Here is a 16855-nt window from a genome sequence, read left to right as displayed (position 1 = left end):
TTTAAGAATCAATAAACAAAAACTATGAGTTACTTAGGATTAGATAAAAAGAAAACCGAGAACACAGTTAAAGAGCTTAATGTTCTCCTTGCCGATTATCATCTTTATTACCAGAAACTTCGGAATTTTCACTGGAACGTTATAGGAAAGAATTTCTTTGACCTTCACGAAAAATTCGAAGAGCTGTATGATGATGCCAAGCTAAAAGTAGATGAAATAGCCGAAAGGATCTTAACCCTTCGCCATCAGCCAACAAGTAATCTAAGCGAATACCTGAAAGCTTCAAACCTTAAAGAAGCAAAGGCCGATCTTACCGATTACGAAATGATTGAAACGCTCCTGAAAGACCACGGCATCTTGCTAAAACAAATGCGTAGCGTGGTAGAAGTTGCCGATAAAGCCGGCGATGAAGGTACTATAGATCTTATTGGAGCTTACATTAGAGAACTGGAGAAAACAAGCTGGATGCTTGACGCCTGGAAAATGAAAACTACCGATGGTCATGCCCCGGTAAAAAAGGCTAAGTAATCCCCTCTCTTAATGTTCGATGATTATAACTTTTATGATTCCCTGAAAAAAATAGGGAGCAAACTTCAGGAATGGCTGGATACAATAATTCTGAATTTACCGAATTTTGTGCTGGCCATTCTTGTTTTTGGCCTATTTCTTATTCTGGCACGCTATCTTGGCAGAGTCCTGGACCGACTGTTAAGGATTAAGATTAAACAGGTTTCCATCCGCAGGATGATCATAAAGGTTCTCAAGCTTGTCGTAGTACTTATTGGCTTTTTTGTTGCCCTGGGATTACTTAACCTGGATAAGGTTTTAACTACTGTTCTTGCAAGTGCCGGAGTTGTAGGTCTGGCTATAGGCCTTGCCCTTCAAGGCACTTTAAACAATACTTTCTCCGGGGTTATTCTTAGTTTTCTTCCAGAAATTCAAATAGGTGACTGGATTGAAACTAATTCGTACGCCGGGCAGGTTATAGATATCAATCTTCGGAATATCGTGATCAAACAGTCTGATAACAATTATGTAGTTATCCCCAACTCCAAAATTGTAGAGGAACCCTTTAAGAATTTTTCAAGTACTCCCCGGTCCCGTGTTATGCTCGACTGCGGAATCGCATATAATTCCAATTTGGAATTTGTGCAAAAACTCAGCCTGGAAACCATTGAAAAGATCTTCCCTCCCAAATCCAACGAGGAAGTAGAGTTTATGTATACAGAGTTTGGCGATAGTTCTATTAATTTTGTCATTAGGTTCTGGACAGATGTCACTAAAAACCGGGATATTCTAATTGCCAAAAACAAGGCTATCATCGCGATCAAACAGGCCTTTGATGCCAACGATATCACCATCCCATTCCCTATTAGAACTATCGATTTCTCTAATAACTTATCCATAAAAAACCCCGACAACAATCAGTAAAATGAAGACTTTTAAACTATTTCCATTACTGGGGATTTTCCTGCTATGGAGTTGTGAAGATTATGGGCAGTTACTAAAAATTCAACACCTCCCCGCCACTATGAAAGAAGTAAGCGGAATGGAAAAATTTCCCGGCTCAGAAATGATCTGGATGATCAATGATTCAGGAAATGAAAATGTACTTTATGGTCTTAAGCCGGGGGAAACTACATTAAAAGACATCGAAATAAACAATGCTGAAAATAAGGATTGGGAAGACCTGGCTTGGGATACCTCAGATTATCTATATATCGGAGATTTTGGCAATAACCGCAATAAACGGGATGATCTGGTTATTTATAAAGTAAAGAATCCTGAAAAAATTACTTCGGAAGAAATTACTGCAGAAAAGATCTCTTTTCGGCTGGAAGATCAAACAGAATTTCCGCCGAAAAGGAAACACAGAAATTTTGATATAGAAGCCTTTGCACATTTAAACGGAAATCTATACCTCTTCACTAAAAATCGCAGCAGCAAAAGCAACGGAGTTTCAAAGATCTACCGTTTGCCTGATGTCCCGGGCAAACATAAGGCAAAATTAATAGGAGAATTTCAGTCTTGTAAAGAGACCTCCTGCCGTATTACGGCGGCTTCAGTAAGTGAAGATCAGAAAAAGCTGATCTTGCTTACCAACAAATCTTTATACGTGATCACAGATTTTAAAGGTGATGATTTTGCAGGCGGAAAAATAAAACACCTGGAATTTAGTCATAATTCTCAGAAAGAGAGCGTTTGCTTCAAAGATAGCACAAGCCTTTACCTCACCGATGAACAATCGGCAGGCCGAGGAGGAAACCTATATGAATTCAGAATAAATTAAAACACAAGACGCAGCCAGCCCAGGGAATCTTCATTATAAAGCACCCCTGTACTAATAAAGTAACATAAAGTGAAAAATTGAAGCGCCCCATCTAACCAGATGGGGCGCTTCAGGTTAAAATTATTCTTATGTTTTAGCTATAGCAGAGGAACCAATCTTAGAATTCAAAGCCAAGGCCAAAAGCAAACCTCCAACCTTCCGAACCCTTAAAGAAACTAAAGGTCCCGTTTACGGCTCGAGCACTGGTCACCCAGAAACCACCACCGTAGGAGTCGTGCCATTTGTCACTCTCTTCAAAATCATTCCAGACTCTACCCAGATCATAGCCTCCAAAAACTCCTAATTGTATTGGTAAAAAGCCGGTCTTGAATTCATCAAAACTATAGCGCAGGTCTCCTCCTGTAGCAAAGGCGCTTTTTCCTATAAACCTATGTAACCTATAGCCTCTGAGGCCGGTTTCGCCCCCAAGGCGTGCGGCCTGATAAAACTCATAACCATCGCCCATATTTAAATGTGCCATCACCTTGGATTTTAATACAAGTTTCCGGTTTCGGCTCAGGGCATTAAAAAAGCTCCAGTAGGGTTTAAAATATCCATAATGTTGATCGGTATCAGCGGTATTGATCTTCCCTCCCAGGTTTAACTCAAATTTCATCCCCCGGGTTGGATTTAAGGAATTATCGTAGCTTTCATAGCGATATAAGGCATCCAGTCCTGCAAAATATTTTCTCTCGAAGAAATCTTCATCAGTAATATTAAATTCTTCGTGGATAAACCGCCCTTCGGTATCTTCTACTTTATTACTTTCAAAATTCGCCAAATAACTAAAGTAGCTCCCAAAAGGTGTCTTTTTTACAAATCCGGCTTTAGCAGCATACCGGCTTATTTTCACACGGTTATAATCCATTCCCAACTCGTCATCGAAGTTTTCTGTTTCGTTTCCATAGCCAAAAAGGTTACTGGCAAAATTCGGGCTGTTATAACTGGCCCCTACCCGTAAATTATATCTCCCAATAATATTAGCGAATTCTCCTTCATAATAAAGGTCGTAGCCATTAGTTGCAAAATAATAACCTCCGCCAAAAGTATGTTTCGAGGTAAACGGATTGCGCTTAAAGTTGTTTACGGTATATACACTTTCAATCCCTATTTTAAACCCATCATCAGGATTATACCCCAACCCCGGTAAAAAGGCTCCACCCTTAAAGTTCTTTTTATCTTTATCGTAGGTATTAATATCATAATGATCTCTAAATCTAAATCGGGCATTTCCCTCCTCTTTAATTGTATTGGGTAATGATTTATGATCATAGACCTTTAGGTTTCGGCCATTTTTAATGGTATAGATATCATTTCCTAAACCTCCGATGATCCTCAGGTAAATTTCCTCATCTCCTTCTCCATCTACCCGGATCTTATCTTCGTCATCCAGTCCATATATCCAGATATCTTTTGTTTCTTCTCTGGAATAAGTTTTCTCACTGAGCGTCTCCGCACGTTCCCCTCCTTTATTTCTTGTTATTTTAACTCTGGTTTTACCTTCCGGAAGGCGGGTAACATCTATAAAATCATCTTTATCGGTACCGGTTACAATGGCAAGACTGGCCAAATGATCATAATAACGCATCGCAATATCGACAATATTATCTCTTCTTCCTTTTAACTTTGCGATAAGATCTTCCAAGGTTTCCTCTCTGCTTTCCGGGGGAAGTTTCTCAAATGCTTTATCTATGTCTTCATCGGTCATATTCTCCTGAATAAACTTGGCCTCTTTCAACCAGGTTTCTCGGCCCACATTTTGCAGCAGGGAACGGTCAAGACCAACCGCTGCGATATTAAACCATTCCACATCTTTAATATCCTCATCATACACGGCAAATTGATTTGCAAAACCAGCAAGTGCTCTGAGCGTTCCGAAGAAAGCGCCATCAAAATTAGAAAACACCTGATCGCGGTCTCTGGGAATAGCTTCAAAGTGGCGGTTTCCTTCCTGATCTTCGATCTCGGCCCAGCGCCATTGGTCCTGGTGGCGATCCCAGTCGCCTATAAGCATATCGAAAATACGGGATCTTACGTATCGCGGCTCATCGAGGGTATATTTTTCATCTCGTCTTAGCCTTTCAAACATATCGGCGGTGCTCACAATGTCGTGATTGGGGCTTCCAAAACTTTCCTTTCCAAGCCAATTCTCTTCCGGGCGTTCCACAATCATATAGATATCATCTCCGTGCTCCTCATTATATCTTCCCAGGATTGGCTGCTTTGGCATATAAAACAGTTCAGGGTTGGTGTGATGAACGTCAACGGCAGAAGCCAAGCCAGGCACTGCTAAAAAAGCATATGGATGTGCAGCAGTATAAAAATCGGTCATCAGTCTCTCTGCAACGGTATTTTCCAGATCATCCTGAATAGGAGTCGTCTTAAAGGCCACTTTTTGCAAATACTGCACAGATTCCTTCCTTATCCTTCTCATATTATACTCCCGGTTCAAGGTATCTTTCATTCTTACCGAGACCGTTTGGTGCCCTCCCGATTTGATGAGGGGTTCGAGACCACCATATAAAGTATCGAGATCGGCCACTTTCACTTCTATATCTTTTCCGTAAAGTTCCCGGTAACGCTTACCCCAAACGGTTCGGTGAAAATCACTTTTTTCGGTTTCTTCTTTTGAATAGACCGATGTAGTAATTGTTTCAGGAAACTCTGTGGAGAACTGACTTAGATCGTATTCCTGCGGCGCAGAATTAATTTCCTTCTGAAAAAGTAACTTGGCTTTATTTTTTTCATTTCCGTAGAAACTTACCCAGGAAGAACCATCCTTAAACACATCCAGAACGGCAAATCCCTGCCCGCTATAGGCAAAACGCCCGTCATTACTAAGGCTGGCAAAAGTTCCTTTAGATCCTGAGCCTGAAACGATCTGCTTGATATTACCATTATCGATATACTGGAGAGAATGCTCGTGCCCTGCAATAAATATCACCCGCTCTCTTCGGTGGGCTATGGTCTCAAGCCTACGGGCCAGCGACTTATATCTCTCATTCTGAAGATCCTGAATAGACACCCCTCCTGTGGTCCTAATCAACATCGCAAGGGAACCCAGGATGGGAATTGGCAACTTCTTTTGACTGGGATAAATATGTCGGTTGAAATTGTACTGCCCTCCGTGAATTCCATTAGAAAGTACCGGATGGTGCAGAGTTATGAGTACAGTTTTATTCTGACTCTTTTTAAGCTCGGTCTCTACCTCCAGCAACATAGCCTCGCGGGTTTTGATCTGTCCGCAATCGTCGTTAACCTTTGGATGTTTGTCCCAATCTGTAAGATACCATTGGGAATCGATGACTATAAGTTGAATATCCTCTGATACCTCTATAATTTCCAAACCACAGCCTGTTTCAGGAGACCAGATAAGATTCTCTTCAAATTTCTCTTTTAAATAATCTTCCTGACGATCCAGCCCGGGAATACCTTGATTGTACCAATCATGATTGCCGGGAATTACAAGTACATTGCCATCATATTCCTCAATGGCGTCAAGTTGAGCATCAAGCATATACTCGGCCTTTTCTCTTTCCGGGTCTCCTTCTGGCGGCATGCCATCGGGATAGATATTATCGCCAAGAAAGAAGGTATAATTTTCAGGCTTTTTTACCGAGTCCAGGAAATTTTTAAAAGCAATAAGGCCTTTAGAAGAACCCCCTTCAGGTGAGTACCCACCATCGCCAATTAAGTAAAAGGATTTTTCTATTTCTTTTGTTTCGGGGTAGCCAAAGTCCTCTTTAGGTTCATCTTCATGGATTTTCGGTTTTACCGTAACACAGGATGTTAGAAGAATCGAAAAGGCGATAAAAGGAAAGAAGATATTTTTTTTCATATATGAGTTTGATCTTTTTTGTAATTTGGCTTGGACAAAAAAAAGTGCACATGAACCAACTAATAGAGAAAGCCGATAAATTTGTGCTGAATCTTTTTAAGGAAAAATTACCCAATACCTTTATTTATCATAACTACAAGCATACGCAGCGAGTGGTTAAAAGTACTAAAGAATTAATTGATAATTCTGAAATTAATGTTAAAGAGAAAGAGGCGCTATTACTGGCGGCATGGCTCCATGACACAGGATACACACGTACTTTTAAGGGGCACGAAAAAGAGAGCGTGAACATTGCAACTTCCTTTTTAAAAGAAAATAATGCCACCCCTGAACTCATTGAAAAAGTTCAGCAATATATAAAAGCAACCTGCTTTGATACTGAACCGGAAACTCTTCCCGAAAAGATAATAAGGGATGCAGACTCCTCGCACTTTGCCAAAGATTATTTCGAGGAAACCAGTGAATTGCTTAGGCAGGAACTGGAATTACAAAATATAAATAATTATACCGCTCCAGAATGGGTGCAGGAAAATATTGAAATGCTTACCGAAAAGCATCAATTTTACACCACTTATGCGCTTACCACCTGGCAGCAAGGCAAAGAAAAAAACCTGCTCGACCTCATTGAATCACAAAAAAAGCAGGAGAAAAAGCTTAAAAAAGAAGAGGCTAAGGCTCGCATGAAGGCGAAGTTTAAGAATGATAATCCTGAACGCAGTATTCAAACGCTTTTCAGGGTCACTTTGCGGAACCATATAAAATTAAGCGATATTGCCGATACCAAAGCAAACATCCTTCTTTCAGTAAATGCTATCATTATTTCCCTGGCATTTGCTAATTTGTTGCCCAAACTGGACGCCGAAACCCATAAACACCTTCTTATTCCCAGCCTTGTATTAATGCTGTTTAGTGTGGCCTCTATTATTCTTTCCATTATGTCTACCAGGCCGAACGTAACCAGCGGCGAATTCACCAAGGATCAGGTGAAGAACAGAGAAGTAAATTTACTCTTTTTCGGAAATTTCCATAAGATGCCTTTCGAGCAGTTTCGTTGGGGAATGAAGGAAATCATAAAAGATAAAGATTATGTTTATGAATCCCTGATGTTGGATTTACATTTGCTGGGAAAGGTTCTACACCGAAAATATATGCTGTTAAGGTTAACCTATTTAGTCTTTATGGCAGGAATTATTCTTTCGGTAATAAGCTTTGTAATCGCTTTTTATTTAGTTTAATTCCTGCATAAGGTCTTCATAAGTAATGGTTTTTTCGGGGTCTGCTTCATCTGGGGTATAAAGGATATTCACCCTTATGGCCTTTAACCCAACAACTCCCTGGACATCTTCCAACTCAAGGATTTCCACCTCCTCGCCCAAGTATTTCTTGGCCTGAAGGTATTTGATATAGCGAAGGTATTCGCGCTCATCGCTGCGTTGAGAATAGATTATTGCGATCTTTCCTTTTTGGGTGATTCGCTCTTCAGTATTTTTAATGAAAGCTTTATCGATACGTTTTTTAATGATCTCATAGCGGGCATTATAGGTGCCATCTACATCAAACTTCTTCTCATCCATGCGATATCTTATCGACAAGGTGGAATTATAGACAAGAATTAAAGAAGCAGCATCCAACTTTATAGGCGTATTTTCCTGCAATTGGTAGAAACGATTTTCCATTTCACACATCGTACTCAACTGCCACAATCTCATATTATACAAATAGACTTTATTAAAGGCTTTATTTCGCGCCATCGAAGCTCCTATGTAAATATTGTGATCTACACCATCGGTCTTATAACGCTCAAAATAATGCGGATAGATCTCCTGTGCCTTTACCTGTTTCCTATCTATATAGCGAGACATCGTCCGGTTTATTTGTTGTACGGTTTCATCGTAATTCTTGCGATGGTTATATACAATCCCTGTTTCGGGATTAAGTTCCTTTTGATAGTCATCTACCATCTTCTTCAGTTCAGGAGATTGCTTTTTGAGATGTGAAACAATAGGATTTACCTCTTTTTGCAATAAATTAAATACCTTCTGTTCACTGGAGGCATTCAGGCTTTCCTTTAGTTCCTTTCTAAAATCGGCAATTCTGAATTTCACCTGTTCATAGATAGGAAGATTCTCTTTTTCGTAGGCCTTGTCTATAATCTTCACAATGATTTTTAACTGATGTAGTAAATCCTTCTGAATAGCTTCATTTCTGGCCTCAGAGGAAGCCACTACATCTATTTGCCCATATAGAGGATATATATCCCTGAAAACAATATCCTTAAAAGAAGCCAGGCCGTCCTCGTCAAAATCTTTAATGAATTTCTTGGCTTCCCTTTCAAAGACCCAAAGCACACTTGGATGAATGGAAGTGCATTCACTTTGTATCACCGCTTTAATCCTGTTTTCAAAATCGGTACGGTTTCGATCTACCGCTGTCGCGATATAAGGAAGGATCTCGTCAAGCTTAATGGTATTAATACTATTAAGTTCATTTTTTCGGGTAGACACCAACTCCAGAATTCCCAAAAGCCTGTTGTTTTTGACCACTGGTGCCAGGATACAACTCTTTATATCATTAGACAGCAATTGTTGAGACAGGAAATTATTATTGGTTTTTCTGGCATAAGCCTTCACATTCGGAATACTGAAGAAACTGCGTTCTTCAAATAATTTTCTAAAACCTTTCTCGCATAAACCAGTCTTACAATCGCTCTCCTGCTTGTTGTTTAAAATAAAACTCCGGGCATCCTTGCTTTCCATTCGTTCAAAAAGGTTATCCTGGGAGTTATACACCGTGTAACCAACTTTTAAATCGGGGATCTTATAAATAGATCGAAAGATTTCCTGCAGTTTCAGCAATTCGTCCTTTTGAGAAGCCTGTTCAAATAACAGGGTGGTTTTTAATTCTGAAATAGCTTCATCTATAGTTACATCGGTAAGGTTCAGGATAATAAAACCTTTGAACAGCCAGCTTTGAGGTGGGAACATTTCCTTCCAGACAGAAATATCTTCAAAATTTTGAATGAGTTTATCTACATCCTCCTGGCTTATTTTCTTTGCTTTCTCGGTAGGTTCCAAATCCACAAAATCCCCGTTTATGGCTACACGATAGTGACGCATAATTCCATTTTCATCAGGAATATCATAATACATGGGCCTGGAAAAATCTATATCGTATCCATAGTAAGCGTTCAGGATATTGATACACGCGTGGATGTAATGCATATCTGCATCCATATTACGCATTTGAAGATTAAAATCTTTTCCCGTATTATTCATTATCCGTTTTAATCTTTTGGAACGGTTAAAGAATATATTGTGATGAGGGGCCGAAGCTGTTTTAATCTCGTTATCGCTTAAAATACTGGGGAAGATATCATCCAGCAGGATTTTTATAGGTTCTTTAAGTTCTACAAGTTCTTCGCGATCTACAATACCTTCTGTCAATTGGGGAAAAGAATCTACATAATCCAGGATTTTCTCAACATATTCCCGGGAAATCCCATCTATTCCATTTGCAAGTTGTGCTTTATAAACATCAATCACCTTGTGGAAACTGATCTTAATCTTAAATGGAAAATCTTCAATTTGTTCTTTCATTACCTGATAATATTGGGTAAAATTACATTTTCTGTAAGCCCGAACTTTGATGAAGCTCCAAATTAACAATATTTTATAAAAATGAAAGACTCTTCTGTTAGCAGTTGTTTATTTTTGCTGAAATTAAATTTGATATTATGAGAAAACTATTAGCAATAGCCGGCCTGGCCTTATTAACAATATCCTGCCAGGATGATAAAGGTTATTCTATAAAAGGTACTGCTGAAGGTATTGAAGACGGTAAAATGCTCTACATTTCTGAGATCCAGAATCCAAATTCCCGTCCCCAAAGAATTGATTCTACCGCGATTAATGATGAAAAATTTGAGCTCGACCTTACTGAGGTGGAAAGCTCTAATTTAAGCTTCTTAGAAATCGAAGGTATAGATGGAAATGTGATTTTTATTTCTGAAAATCAACCTATAAGTTTCGAAATTTATAAGGATAGCTTAAGAACTTCCGAGATAAAAGGTGGAAAAGAAAACCAGACCCTAACAACTTATCTCGACCACCTTAAAGAAACTAATAAAAAAGTTGGTGAAGGGCGCCAGCAAATGCAACAGGCTTTTCAGCAAAGGGATTCTACTCAACTAAGAGTGCTCCAGGAAACCGAAGCCGAATTGATGGATAATGATAAGGTCTTCAAAAAGAAAATGGTGAAAGAAAACCCCGATTCTTTTGTATCGGTAATGATCCTTTTGGATATGATGAATATGAAATCTTTTCCGGTTAATGAGATCAAAGAATTATATGAAGGCCTGGATGATGAAGTAAAACAAAGTTCCATCGCAAGGTCTTTGGAACAAAAACTGGAAAGCGAAAGCGCTGTGGCAATAGGGAGCAAAGCTCCTAATTTTACCGCTCCAACTCCCGAAGGAGAAGATCTTTCTCTGGAAGAGATCCGCGGAAAAGTTACCGTTATAGATTTTTGGGCTGCCTGGTGCAAACCATGTCGGATAGAAAATCCCAACGTAGTAAAAATATATGAAAAATACCACGATAAAGGCCTTGAAATTATAGGAGTTTCCCTGGATCGTCCAAACCAGAGAGATAAGTGGCTTAAGGCAATTGAAGAAGACAAGCTACCCTGGCACCAGGTATCTCATCTGGAATTCTGGAATGAACCGGTGGCAAAGCAGTATGGAATTCGTGCTATTCCAGCCACATTTATCCTGGATAAGGATGGCGTAATAGTGGCCCGAGACCTGAGGGGACAGAATCTTGAAAACAAGATCGCCGAACTTTTAGGGGAAGAATAAAAATTACTGGACATAAAAAAAAGCGCCGTACGGCGCTTTTTTTTATGTCATATTTATATTAATGTAATTGAAAGCCTACATTCACGGTTACACTTATTTCCATCTCCCCGGGAGAAAGAGTTTGCTGTGAGCCCGATTCTTCACTCATTTTCATATCGGCCATGCGATATACCGGCTGAAAATTATTCCCCGATGACTCACTGATGGTAATCGCCTTTCCTACCTGCTGATTCAGGGGCCCGGCGAATTCCTCGGCTTTTCTTTTAGCAGCGAGAACCGCTCTTTTTCGAGCTTCGGTTTTATACTTTTCTACTTCTGAAGATTTAAACTGAATGCCGTTAATTCCATTCAACCCATTTTCCAGCAATCCGCTTATTATTTCCTCATATTTATCAAGGTCTTTTAAAGTAATGCTAATAGCCTGTCTTGCTACATACGTATAGGATTTATCGTTATAATTATACCTTTTATTCAGGTTAACATAATCGGTTTGGATATTGCTTTCAGGAATATCCTGGGCTTTTAAATACTTCAGAATAGCATCTGCTGTTTGGTCATTTTCTTTTTTTACCGTACTTGCATTCACCCCCTCATGTTCTATTTGGGATTTTATTATAACCTCGTCAGGAACCACTTTAACGATCCCTTCTCCTGAAACAAAAATTCCCTGTTTCATATTGTTTTCTTGGGCCAAGATGCCCATACTTAACAAAATTGCACTAAGCAGAAGTAGTTTTTTCATAATTATATAAGATTAGATTTACACCTTTAGGAACAAGAAAAGTACCAAATTACAGTTTTCCCATTTTCTGCAGCACAAATAAGACTACAATAGGAATTGCTAACAGGATAACCATGAGCAGGTGGTTCTCCATAACCCAGGGAGCAAGGATAAGGGTTAACACATATCCTCCTACAGCTCCGCCAAAATGTGCATCGTGGCCAATATTGCCCAATCTTTTTTTCATTCCGTAAATAGTATATAAAAGATAACCTATTCCGAAGATATAGGCCGGCACAGGAATAATAAAAAACAAACCAAGCATCATATCGGGTTGCAGGAGTATCGCCGAATAGAGCACTCCCATAACAGCACCACTGGCACCTACGGCTGTGTAATGCGGCTCGTCTTTATGAAAGAAATAGGAAAGTAAATTCCCTAATATTAAGCTCACCAGGTAAACAATTAAAAACCCAACGGAACCGATTCCATAAATCACCACATTGGCAAAAAAATAGAGTGTAAGCATATTTACAAACAAATGTGTTGTATCCACATGCAAAAAACCAGAGGTGAAGACCTGATATTTCGCGCCCCTTTTTAGATCAGCTATATTGAATTTAAATTTTTGAAAGAATGAATCATCATTAAAACCCTTAAAAGAGATAAGAACATTCGCGGCAATAATGATAATGGTAACAAGGTTTAATTCCCCCATAATTGGATTTAATTTAATGTCAAATATACCATATATTTGCTGAAACTTGTCTTATGCATCGCCTGGTTTTCTGGTTGACCTACCCCCTGCTCTGGTTTATTTCTATACTACCTTTCCGGTTATTTTACCTGGTTTCTGATATGGTTTTTGTATTGGTATATCACCTTATTGGATACCGAAGAAAAACCGTAAAAGAAAATCTCGACCTGGTATTTCCTGATAAATCTACCGAAGAAAAGAAGTCTTTTCAGAAGAAATTCTATCGCCATATGTGTGATATTTTTTTGGAGATGATAAAAAGTATTTCCATTACTAATGAAGAATTAAAAAAACGATTTGTTTTTACCAATCCTGAGGAATTTGAAAGGTTGAAGCAACTTGATAAAAGTATTGTCGCGATGTGCGGGCATTATGCGAGTTATGAATGGTTAATCGCCCTACAACTCCACGGCATAGACTATAAGGCTTTCGGAATATATAAGAAAGTAAAAAACCCTTATTTTGATAAATTGGCCAGAGATATTCGTGGGAAATTTGACGGAGTATTAATTCCCACAATTGAGGCAACTGCACAAATTACCGCCTTGGAAAAAGCCGGCCAACGTGGTATCTATGCCATGATTGCCGATCAATCTCCCAAACGCTTTAAAAAAACCCATTGGATAGATTTTATGGGTATTAAGGTGCCCGTGTTCATAGGCTCTGAGGTTCTGGCCCGAAAACTGGATATGGCTGTAGTTTATTTAAATGTTGAAAAAGTGAAACGGGGTCATTATGCTGCCACTTTAATCAATATTTCTGATAATCCCAAGCAGGAACCAGAATTTGCTATTACTAAAGAATATATCAAATTACTGGAACGCCAGATTAACAATGACCCTCAGTATTATTTATGGACCCATAAACGGTGGAAGCACCGTCACAGGCCCATAACTAATGACTCTATTGTTATAGACTAAGCTATAATAGATTTGATTTCTGCAATCATCTTTTGGGCAAGATCATCGGCTTCTTCTTGAGATTTTGCCTCGGTATAAATTCGAATTATAGGTTCGGTATTAGATTTTCTAAGATGAACCCAGTTTTCAGGAAAATCTATTTTCACTCCATCTACGGTAGACACTTTTTCTTCCCGATGTCTTTGCTCAACTGCCTTCAGGATTCCATCTACATCAAGATCAGGGGTTAATTGAATCTTATTTTTACTCATAAAATAAGCGGGATATTCTTTTCTCAATTCTGAAACCTTCTGCTTTCGTTCAGCGAGAAGACTTAGGAATAATGCCACCCCAACCAGACTATCCCTCCCGTAGTGGGATTCAGGATAGATGATTCCGCCATTACCTTCACCTCCAATAACGGCATTGCTGTCTTTCATCAACTTCACCACATTCACTTCTCCTACTGCGCTGGCCTTGTAATTCCCATTGTATTTGTTGGTCACGTCACTTAGGGCCCGGGAAGACGAAAGGTTGCTTACGGTGTCACCCGGAGTTTTTGAGAGTACATAATCTGCACAGGCTACCAGGGTATATTCTTCGCCAAACATTTGGCCATTTTCATCAATAATTGCCAACCTGTCAACATCAGGGTCTACAACGATTCCCATATCGGCCTTTTCCTTAACCACCAGATCAGAGATGTCCTGGAGATGCTCTTTTAAAGGTTCCGGATTATGCGGAAAGTGACCGTTGGGTTCACAATACAGCTCTACCACTTCCACGCCGAGTTTTTTTAGTAATGCCGGGATGACAATTCCCCCGGTGGAATTTACCCCGTCTACAACGACTTTAAAACCAGCTTTTTTAATCTTCTCGACTTCAACGAGCGTTAGTTTAAGGACCTCCTCTATATGAGTATCCATATAGTTCTCTTTGAGAGTAATTTTACCAAGCTCATCAACCTCAGAAAAATTAAAATCTTCAGACTCCGCAATACCAAGGATCTTTGCTCCTTCTTCTCCGTCCAAAAACTCTCCTTTGGAATTTAGCAACTTAAGGGCATTCCACTGTTTGGGATTATGGCTGGCGGTTAGGATGATACCACCATCGGCTTTTTCCAGTGGCACTGCAATCTCTACAGTAGGGGTCGTAGACAGGCCAAGGTCAATCACATCTATACCGAGACCGGTAAGGGTGTTCATGGTTAACTCCTGGATCATTTTCCCTGAAATACGGGCGTCTCTTCCCACTACCACCTTTAATTTTTCTTTATCTGAAAAGTTCTTCAGCCAGGAACCATAAGCAGCAGCAAATTTCACGGCATCCAATGGGGTAAGGTTTTCACCGGTTTTGCCACCAATTGTTCCCCGAATTCCGGAAATAGATTTTATTAAACTCATAAATATATATTGATTTTGTAAAATGAAATTTTAACAAATATACAAGTCACGGGAAGTATCAGACAAAACTTAACACAAATTAAACAGGAAGAACCCAGAAATCACTAACTTTCTTCAATGAATTACCTGGCCCATATATATCTCTCTGGAGAGGATAATGAATTGAAAATCGGAAACTTTATCGCAGATTCTGTGAAAGGGAAAGATTTTCTGAAATATCCCGGTAGGATTCAACAGGGAATTATTCTGCACAGGGCTATAGATACTTATACCGATGTGCATCCGGTTTTTGCCAAAAGCCGAAAAAGGCTTTTTCCCCGATTTCGTCATTATAGCGGAGTTATTGTAGATGTATTTTATGATCATTTTCTGGCAGCAAACTGGAAAAAGTTTTCAGAAGAATCTCTAAGCTCCTATACTTATAAATTTTATGATTTATTGAAAGAAAATTGGGCGTTTCTTCCGTCAAGGGTTCAGAATTTCTACCCTTTTATGGTGGAGGATGATTGGTTTTTTCAATACCGAAGCCTGGAGGGTGTAGAGAGAATTTTGGCGCAAATGAGCCGACGGACAAGTTTTACCTCCCAACTACATCATTCTGTAAAAGATTTAAGGTTGCATTACCAGGATTTTGAAAATGAATTCGAGGAGTTTTTCCCTGACCTGGTTGATTTCACTCAAAAGGAAATAAACCAATTAAAAACTTAAGTGATTTCCTGTATTTTTTACATTTTTTTTTCGGCCATTTTTCAGTTCTGATTTTCTTAGTATTTTTTTTGGGGAATTTTAACACAGTTTTGTGTGGAACGGGATTCCCCATTTTAAATTCCAAAAAATGTTAGCATAAAAAAAGCCCGGAAATTTCCGGGCTTTTTTGCTAATGATTTTTGTTCTAAGCTTACGCCCAGTACCAAACGCCATCTATTAAATTTAATTGTCTCCAACCAAACTGGGTTTTCAGATACCATTTATCATACATTCGGAGAACCGTCACTCCATTTATAGTATAGTATTCTCCGTTTTCATAAGTAGGAGCAGTTGTACCTCCAGGATACATTGCCGCTATCCCTTTCTTGTCCCCACTGGACAATTGAGTTCGTTGTACATTATAGGTGCTCCCATCCGTCCTTGTTATGGTTGGCTCTCCATTTTTTGAAAAAGAATAAGAACCATACATCATTATAGACCCAAGATCCAGGCTGGAAGTATACTCATCTCCATCAAATCCACCTTCATCGTAGGTATGAAAATTATGCTCTGTTCCACTTTTTACATTATCATAATGTACGGTAATATAGTTATTCCTGTCAGCCCGACTTTGCTCGTGCCAAAGGCCTACCGCATGCCCAATCTCGTGAATGGTATTCCCGGTAGAACAGCTGCTGGAAAGGGTGATATTTTGTTTCCCCCCAATCATTCCAACATAAGAAGAACATCCTGATCCGGAAGTGAAGTATATATAATTTGACTGTCCTGATCTTTCTATAAATTCCATGTTGGTGTTAGCCTCCCAATGCTTCAAGGCATCATAAACCCTGTCTTTATTAGGTAAGCTTCCGTCAATGGCGTAATAAACTTTATTATCTGGCCATAAACCATTGGTACGGCCTACACTTTTAAAATCAATTTTTTCGCCTTTTTCATAAACCAGTTTTTGGGGCTCTGAACTGGCTAAATGGGCAGGAATCATTATATCCCCCTGATAAACGTAATCCTTACCGTGTTTCTCGACCGGAATTTTTTGTCCGGTATAATAAATCTCCGATACGGGGCCAACATTATCGGGATAGGCTATCTCTGTAAGTGATTCCCCAACTTCGTTGGTCCCTGTTTGCGTTTCTGCTTCTTCCGTTTCATTAATTGGATCTTTACTACAGGCCAGAATCGTTAGAACCGATAGTAACATAAATTTGCTTTTTCTCATAAGTAGGGTTTTTTACCTAAATTTTAAATTATAATATTTTAGTTAAAATTTACTCACCCAGGTTTTACAAAGGTTATTCCAAAAATTTTTATCAATAAAGCCTCTAATTAATTAACAGTCAGTTTCCTA

13 protein-coding genes are annotated in these 16855 nt (G+C 39.2%); 7 read left to right on the top strand and 6 right to left on the bottom strand.

Annotated elements, in window-relative coordinates:
- The first annotated feature begins 24 nt into the window (after positions 1 to 24).
- From BUW93_RS05565 to BUW93_RS05555, 3 genes are read left to right on the top strand one after another with little or no spacing between them, the layout of a single operon-like run.
- Positions 25 to 528 (top strand): Dps family protein, encoded by a 504-nt coding sequence (locus BUW93_RS05565; protein WP_081209991.1) that lies wholly within the window; start codon positions 25 to 27, stop codon positions 526 to 528.
- Positions 529 to 540: 12 nt separating this feature from the next.
- Positions 541 to 1431 carry a mechanosensitive ion channel family protein gene (locus BUW93_RS05560; protein WP_081209989.1) on the top strand — a complete coding sequence of 297 codons (891 nt, stop codon included), beginning with the start codon at positions 541 to 543 and terminating at the stop codon, positions 1429 to 1431.
- A 1-nt stretch (position 1432) separates the two neighbouring features.
- The gene (locus tag BUW93_RS05555; protein ID WP_081209987.1) at positions 1433 to 2290 is read left to right on the top strand and encodes a hypothetical protein; all 858 of its coding nucleotides are present in this window, start codon (positions 1433 to 1435) and stop codon (positions 2288 to 2290) included.
- A 157-nt stretch (positions 2291 to 2447) separates the two neighbouring features.
- Here BUW93_RS05555 and BUW93_RS05550 read toward each other — a convergent pair whose 3' ends face one another.
- The gene (locus tag BUW93_RS05550) at positions 2448 to 6167 is read right to left on the bottom strand and encodes a metallophosphoesterase (protein WP_081209985.1); all 3720 of its coding nucleotides are present in this window, start codon (positions 6165 to 6167) and stop codon (positions 2448 to 2450) included.
- Positions 6168 to 6217: 50 nt separating this feature from the next.
- On the opposite strand from BUW93_RS05550, the gene BUW93_RS05545 reads away from it, so the two are divergent.
- A complete protein-coding gene (locus BUW93_RS05545; RefSeq protein WP_081210237.1) occupies positions 6218 to 7402 on the top strand; it encodes a Pycsar system effector family protein in 1185 nt (394 codons plus the stop codon).
- Here the strand turns inward: BUW93_RS05545 and BUW93_RS05540 are convergent.
- Positions 7394 to 9763, bottom strand: coding sequence for a GAF domain-containing protein (locus BUW93_RS05540; RefSeq protein WP_081209983.1), 2370 nt, complete (start codon positions 9761 to 9763; stop codon positions 7394 to 7396). The genes BUW93_RS05545 and BUW93_RS05540 overlap by 9 nt on opposite strands.
- 137 nt (positions 9764 to 9900) lie before the next feature.
- Here BUW93_RS05540 and BUW93_RS05535 point away from each other — a divergent pair, with 137 nt between their 5' ends.
- Positions 9901 to 11022, top strand: coding sequence for a TlpA disulfide reductase family protein (locus BUW93_RS05535; RefSeq protein ID WP_081210235.1), 1122 nt, complete (start codon positions 9901 to 9903; stop codon positions 11020 to 11022).
- A gap of 58 nt (positions 11023 to 11080) precedes the next feature.
- Here the strand turns inward: BUW93_RS05535 and BUW93_RS05530 are convergent, their stop codons facing one another.
- Positions 11081 to 11764: an SIMPL domain-containing protein gene (locus tag BUW93_RS05530; RefSeq protein WP_081209981.1), complete on the bottom strand. Its 684-nt coding sequence runs from the start codon at positions 11762 to 11764 to the stop codon at positions 11081 to 11083.
- A gap of 49 nt (positions 11765 to 11813) precedes the next feature.
- Complete coding sequence (locus BUW93_RS05525; protein ID WP_081209979.1) at positions 11814 to 12461, bottom strand: rhomboid family intramembrane serine protease; 648 nt, start codon at positions 12459 to 12461, stop codon at positions 11814 to 11816.
- Between the two features lie 53 nt (positions 12462 to 12514).
- On the opposite strand from BUW93_RS05525, the gene BUW93_RS05520 reads away from it, so the two are divergent.
- Complete coding sequence (locus BUW93_RS05520) at positions 12515 to 13420, top strand: lysophospholipid acyltransferase family protein (RefSeq protein ID WP_081209977.1); 906 nt, start codon at positions 12515 to 12517, stop codon at positions 13418 to 13420.
- Here the strand turns inward: BUW93_RS05520 and glmM are convergent.
- Positions 13417 to 14802, bottom strand: coding sequence for a phosphoglucosamine mutase (gene glmM, locus BUW93_RS05515; RefSeq protein ID WP_081209975.1), 1386 nt, complete (start codon positions 14800 to 14802; stop codon positions 13417 to 13419). The two genes, BUW93_RS05520 and glmM, sit on opposite strands and share 4 nt — an antisense overlap.
- 117 nt (positions 14803 to 14919) lie before the next feature.
- On the opposite strand from glmM, the gene BUW93_RS05510 reads away from it, so the two are divergent.
- On the top strand, positions 14920 to 15510 hold the full coding sequence (locus BUW93_RS05510; protein WP_081209973.1) for an acyl carrier protein phosphodiesterase: 591 nt from the start codon (positions 14920 to 14922) through the stop codon (positions 15508 to 15510).
- Between the two features lie 190 nt (positions 15511 to 15700).
- On the opposite strand, the gene BUW93_RS05505 is transcribed toward BUW93_RS05510, so the two are convergent.
- The gene (locus BUW93_RS05505) at positions 15701 to 16726 is read right to left on the bottom strand and encodes a M12 family metallopeptidase (RefSeq protein WP_081209971.1); all 1026 of its coding nucleotides are present in this window, start codon (positions 16724 to 16726) and stop codon (positions 15701 to 15703) included.
- Between the last annotated feature and the right edge of the window lie 129 nt (positions 16727 to 16855).

Source organism: Salegentibacter sediminis (genome assembly GCF_002078605.1).
In the GTDB taxonomy this organism is placed as follows: Bacteria; Bacteroidota; Bacteroidia; order Flavobacteriales; family Flavobacteriaceae; genus Salegentibacter; species Salegentibacter sediminis.
Note: the sequence above shows the minus strand (reverse complement) of the source record. Positions and strands in the feature narration are given on the sequence as shown.

Coding starts and splice junctions, on each gene's coding strand:
- BUW93_RS05545 (WP_081210237.1), top strand. CDS start 6,218: ATGAACCAACTAATAGAGAAAGCCGATAAATTTGTGCTGAATCTTTTT.
- glmM (WP_081209975.1), bottom strand. CDS start 14,802: ATGAGTTTAATAAAATCTATTTCCGGAATTCGGGGAACAATTGGTGGC.
- BUW93_RS05505 (WP_081209971.1), bottom strand. CDS start 16,726: ATGAGAAAAAGCAAATTTATGTTACTATCGGTTCTAACGATTCTGGCC.
- BUW93_RS05530 (WP_081209981.1), bottom strand. CDS start 11,764: ATGAAAAAACTACTTCTGCTTAGTGCAATTTTGTTAAGTATGGGCATC.
- BUW93_RS05565 (WP_081209991.1), top strand. CDS start 25: ATGAGTTACTTAGGATTAGATAAAAAGAAAACCGAGAACACAGTTAAA.
- BUW93_RS05540 (WP_081209983.1), bottom strand. CDS start 9,763: ATGAAAGAACAAATTGAAGATTTTCCATTTAAGATTAAGATCAGTTTC.
- BUW93_RS05525 (WP_081209979.1), bottom strand. CDS start 12,461: ATGGGGGAATTAAACCTTGTTACCATTATCATTATTGCCGCGAATGTT.
- BUW93_RS05555 (WP_081209987.1), top strand. CDS start 1,433: ATGAAGACTTTTAAACTATTTCCATTACTGGGGATTTTCCTGCTATGG.
- BUW93_RS05520 (WP_081209977.1), top strand. CDS start 12,515: ATGCATCGCCTGGTTTTCTGGTTGACCTACCCCCTGCTCTGGTTTATT.
- BUW93_RS05550 (WP_081209985.1), bottom strand. CDS start 6,167: ATGAAAAAAAATATCTTCTTTCCTTTTATCGCCTTTTCGATTCTTCTA.
- BUW93_RS05535 (WP_081210235.1), top strand. CDS start 9,901: ATGAGAAAACTATTAGCAATAGCCGGCCTGGCCTTATTAACAATATCC.
- BUW93_RS05560 (WP_081209989.1), top strand. CDS start 541: ATGTTCGATGATTATAACTTTTATGATTCCCTGAAAAAAATAGGGAGC.
- BUW93_RS05510 (WP_081209973.1), top strand. CDS start 14,920: ATGAATTACCTGGCCCATATATATCTCTCTGGAGAGGATAATGAATTG.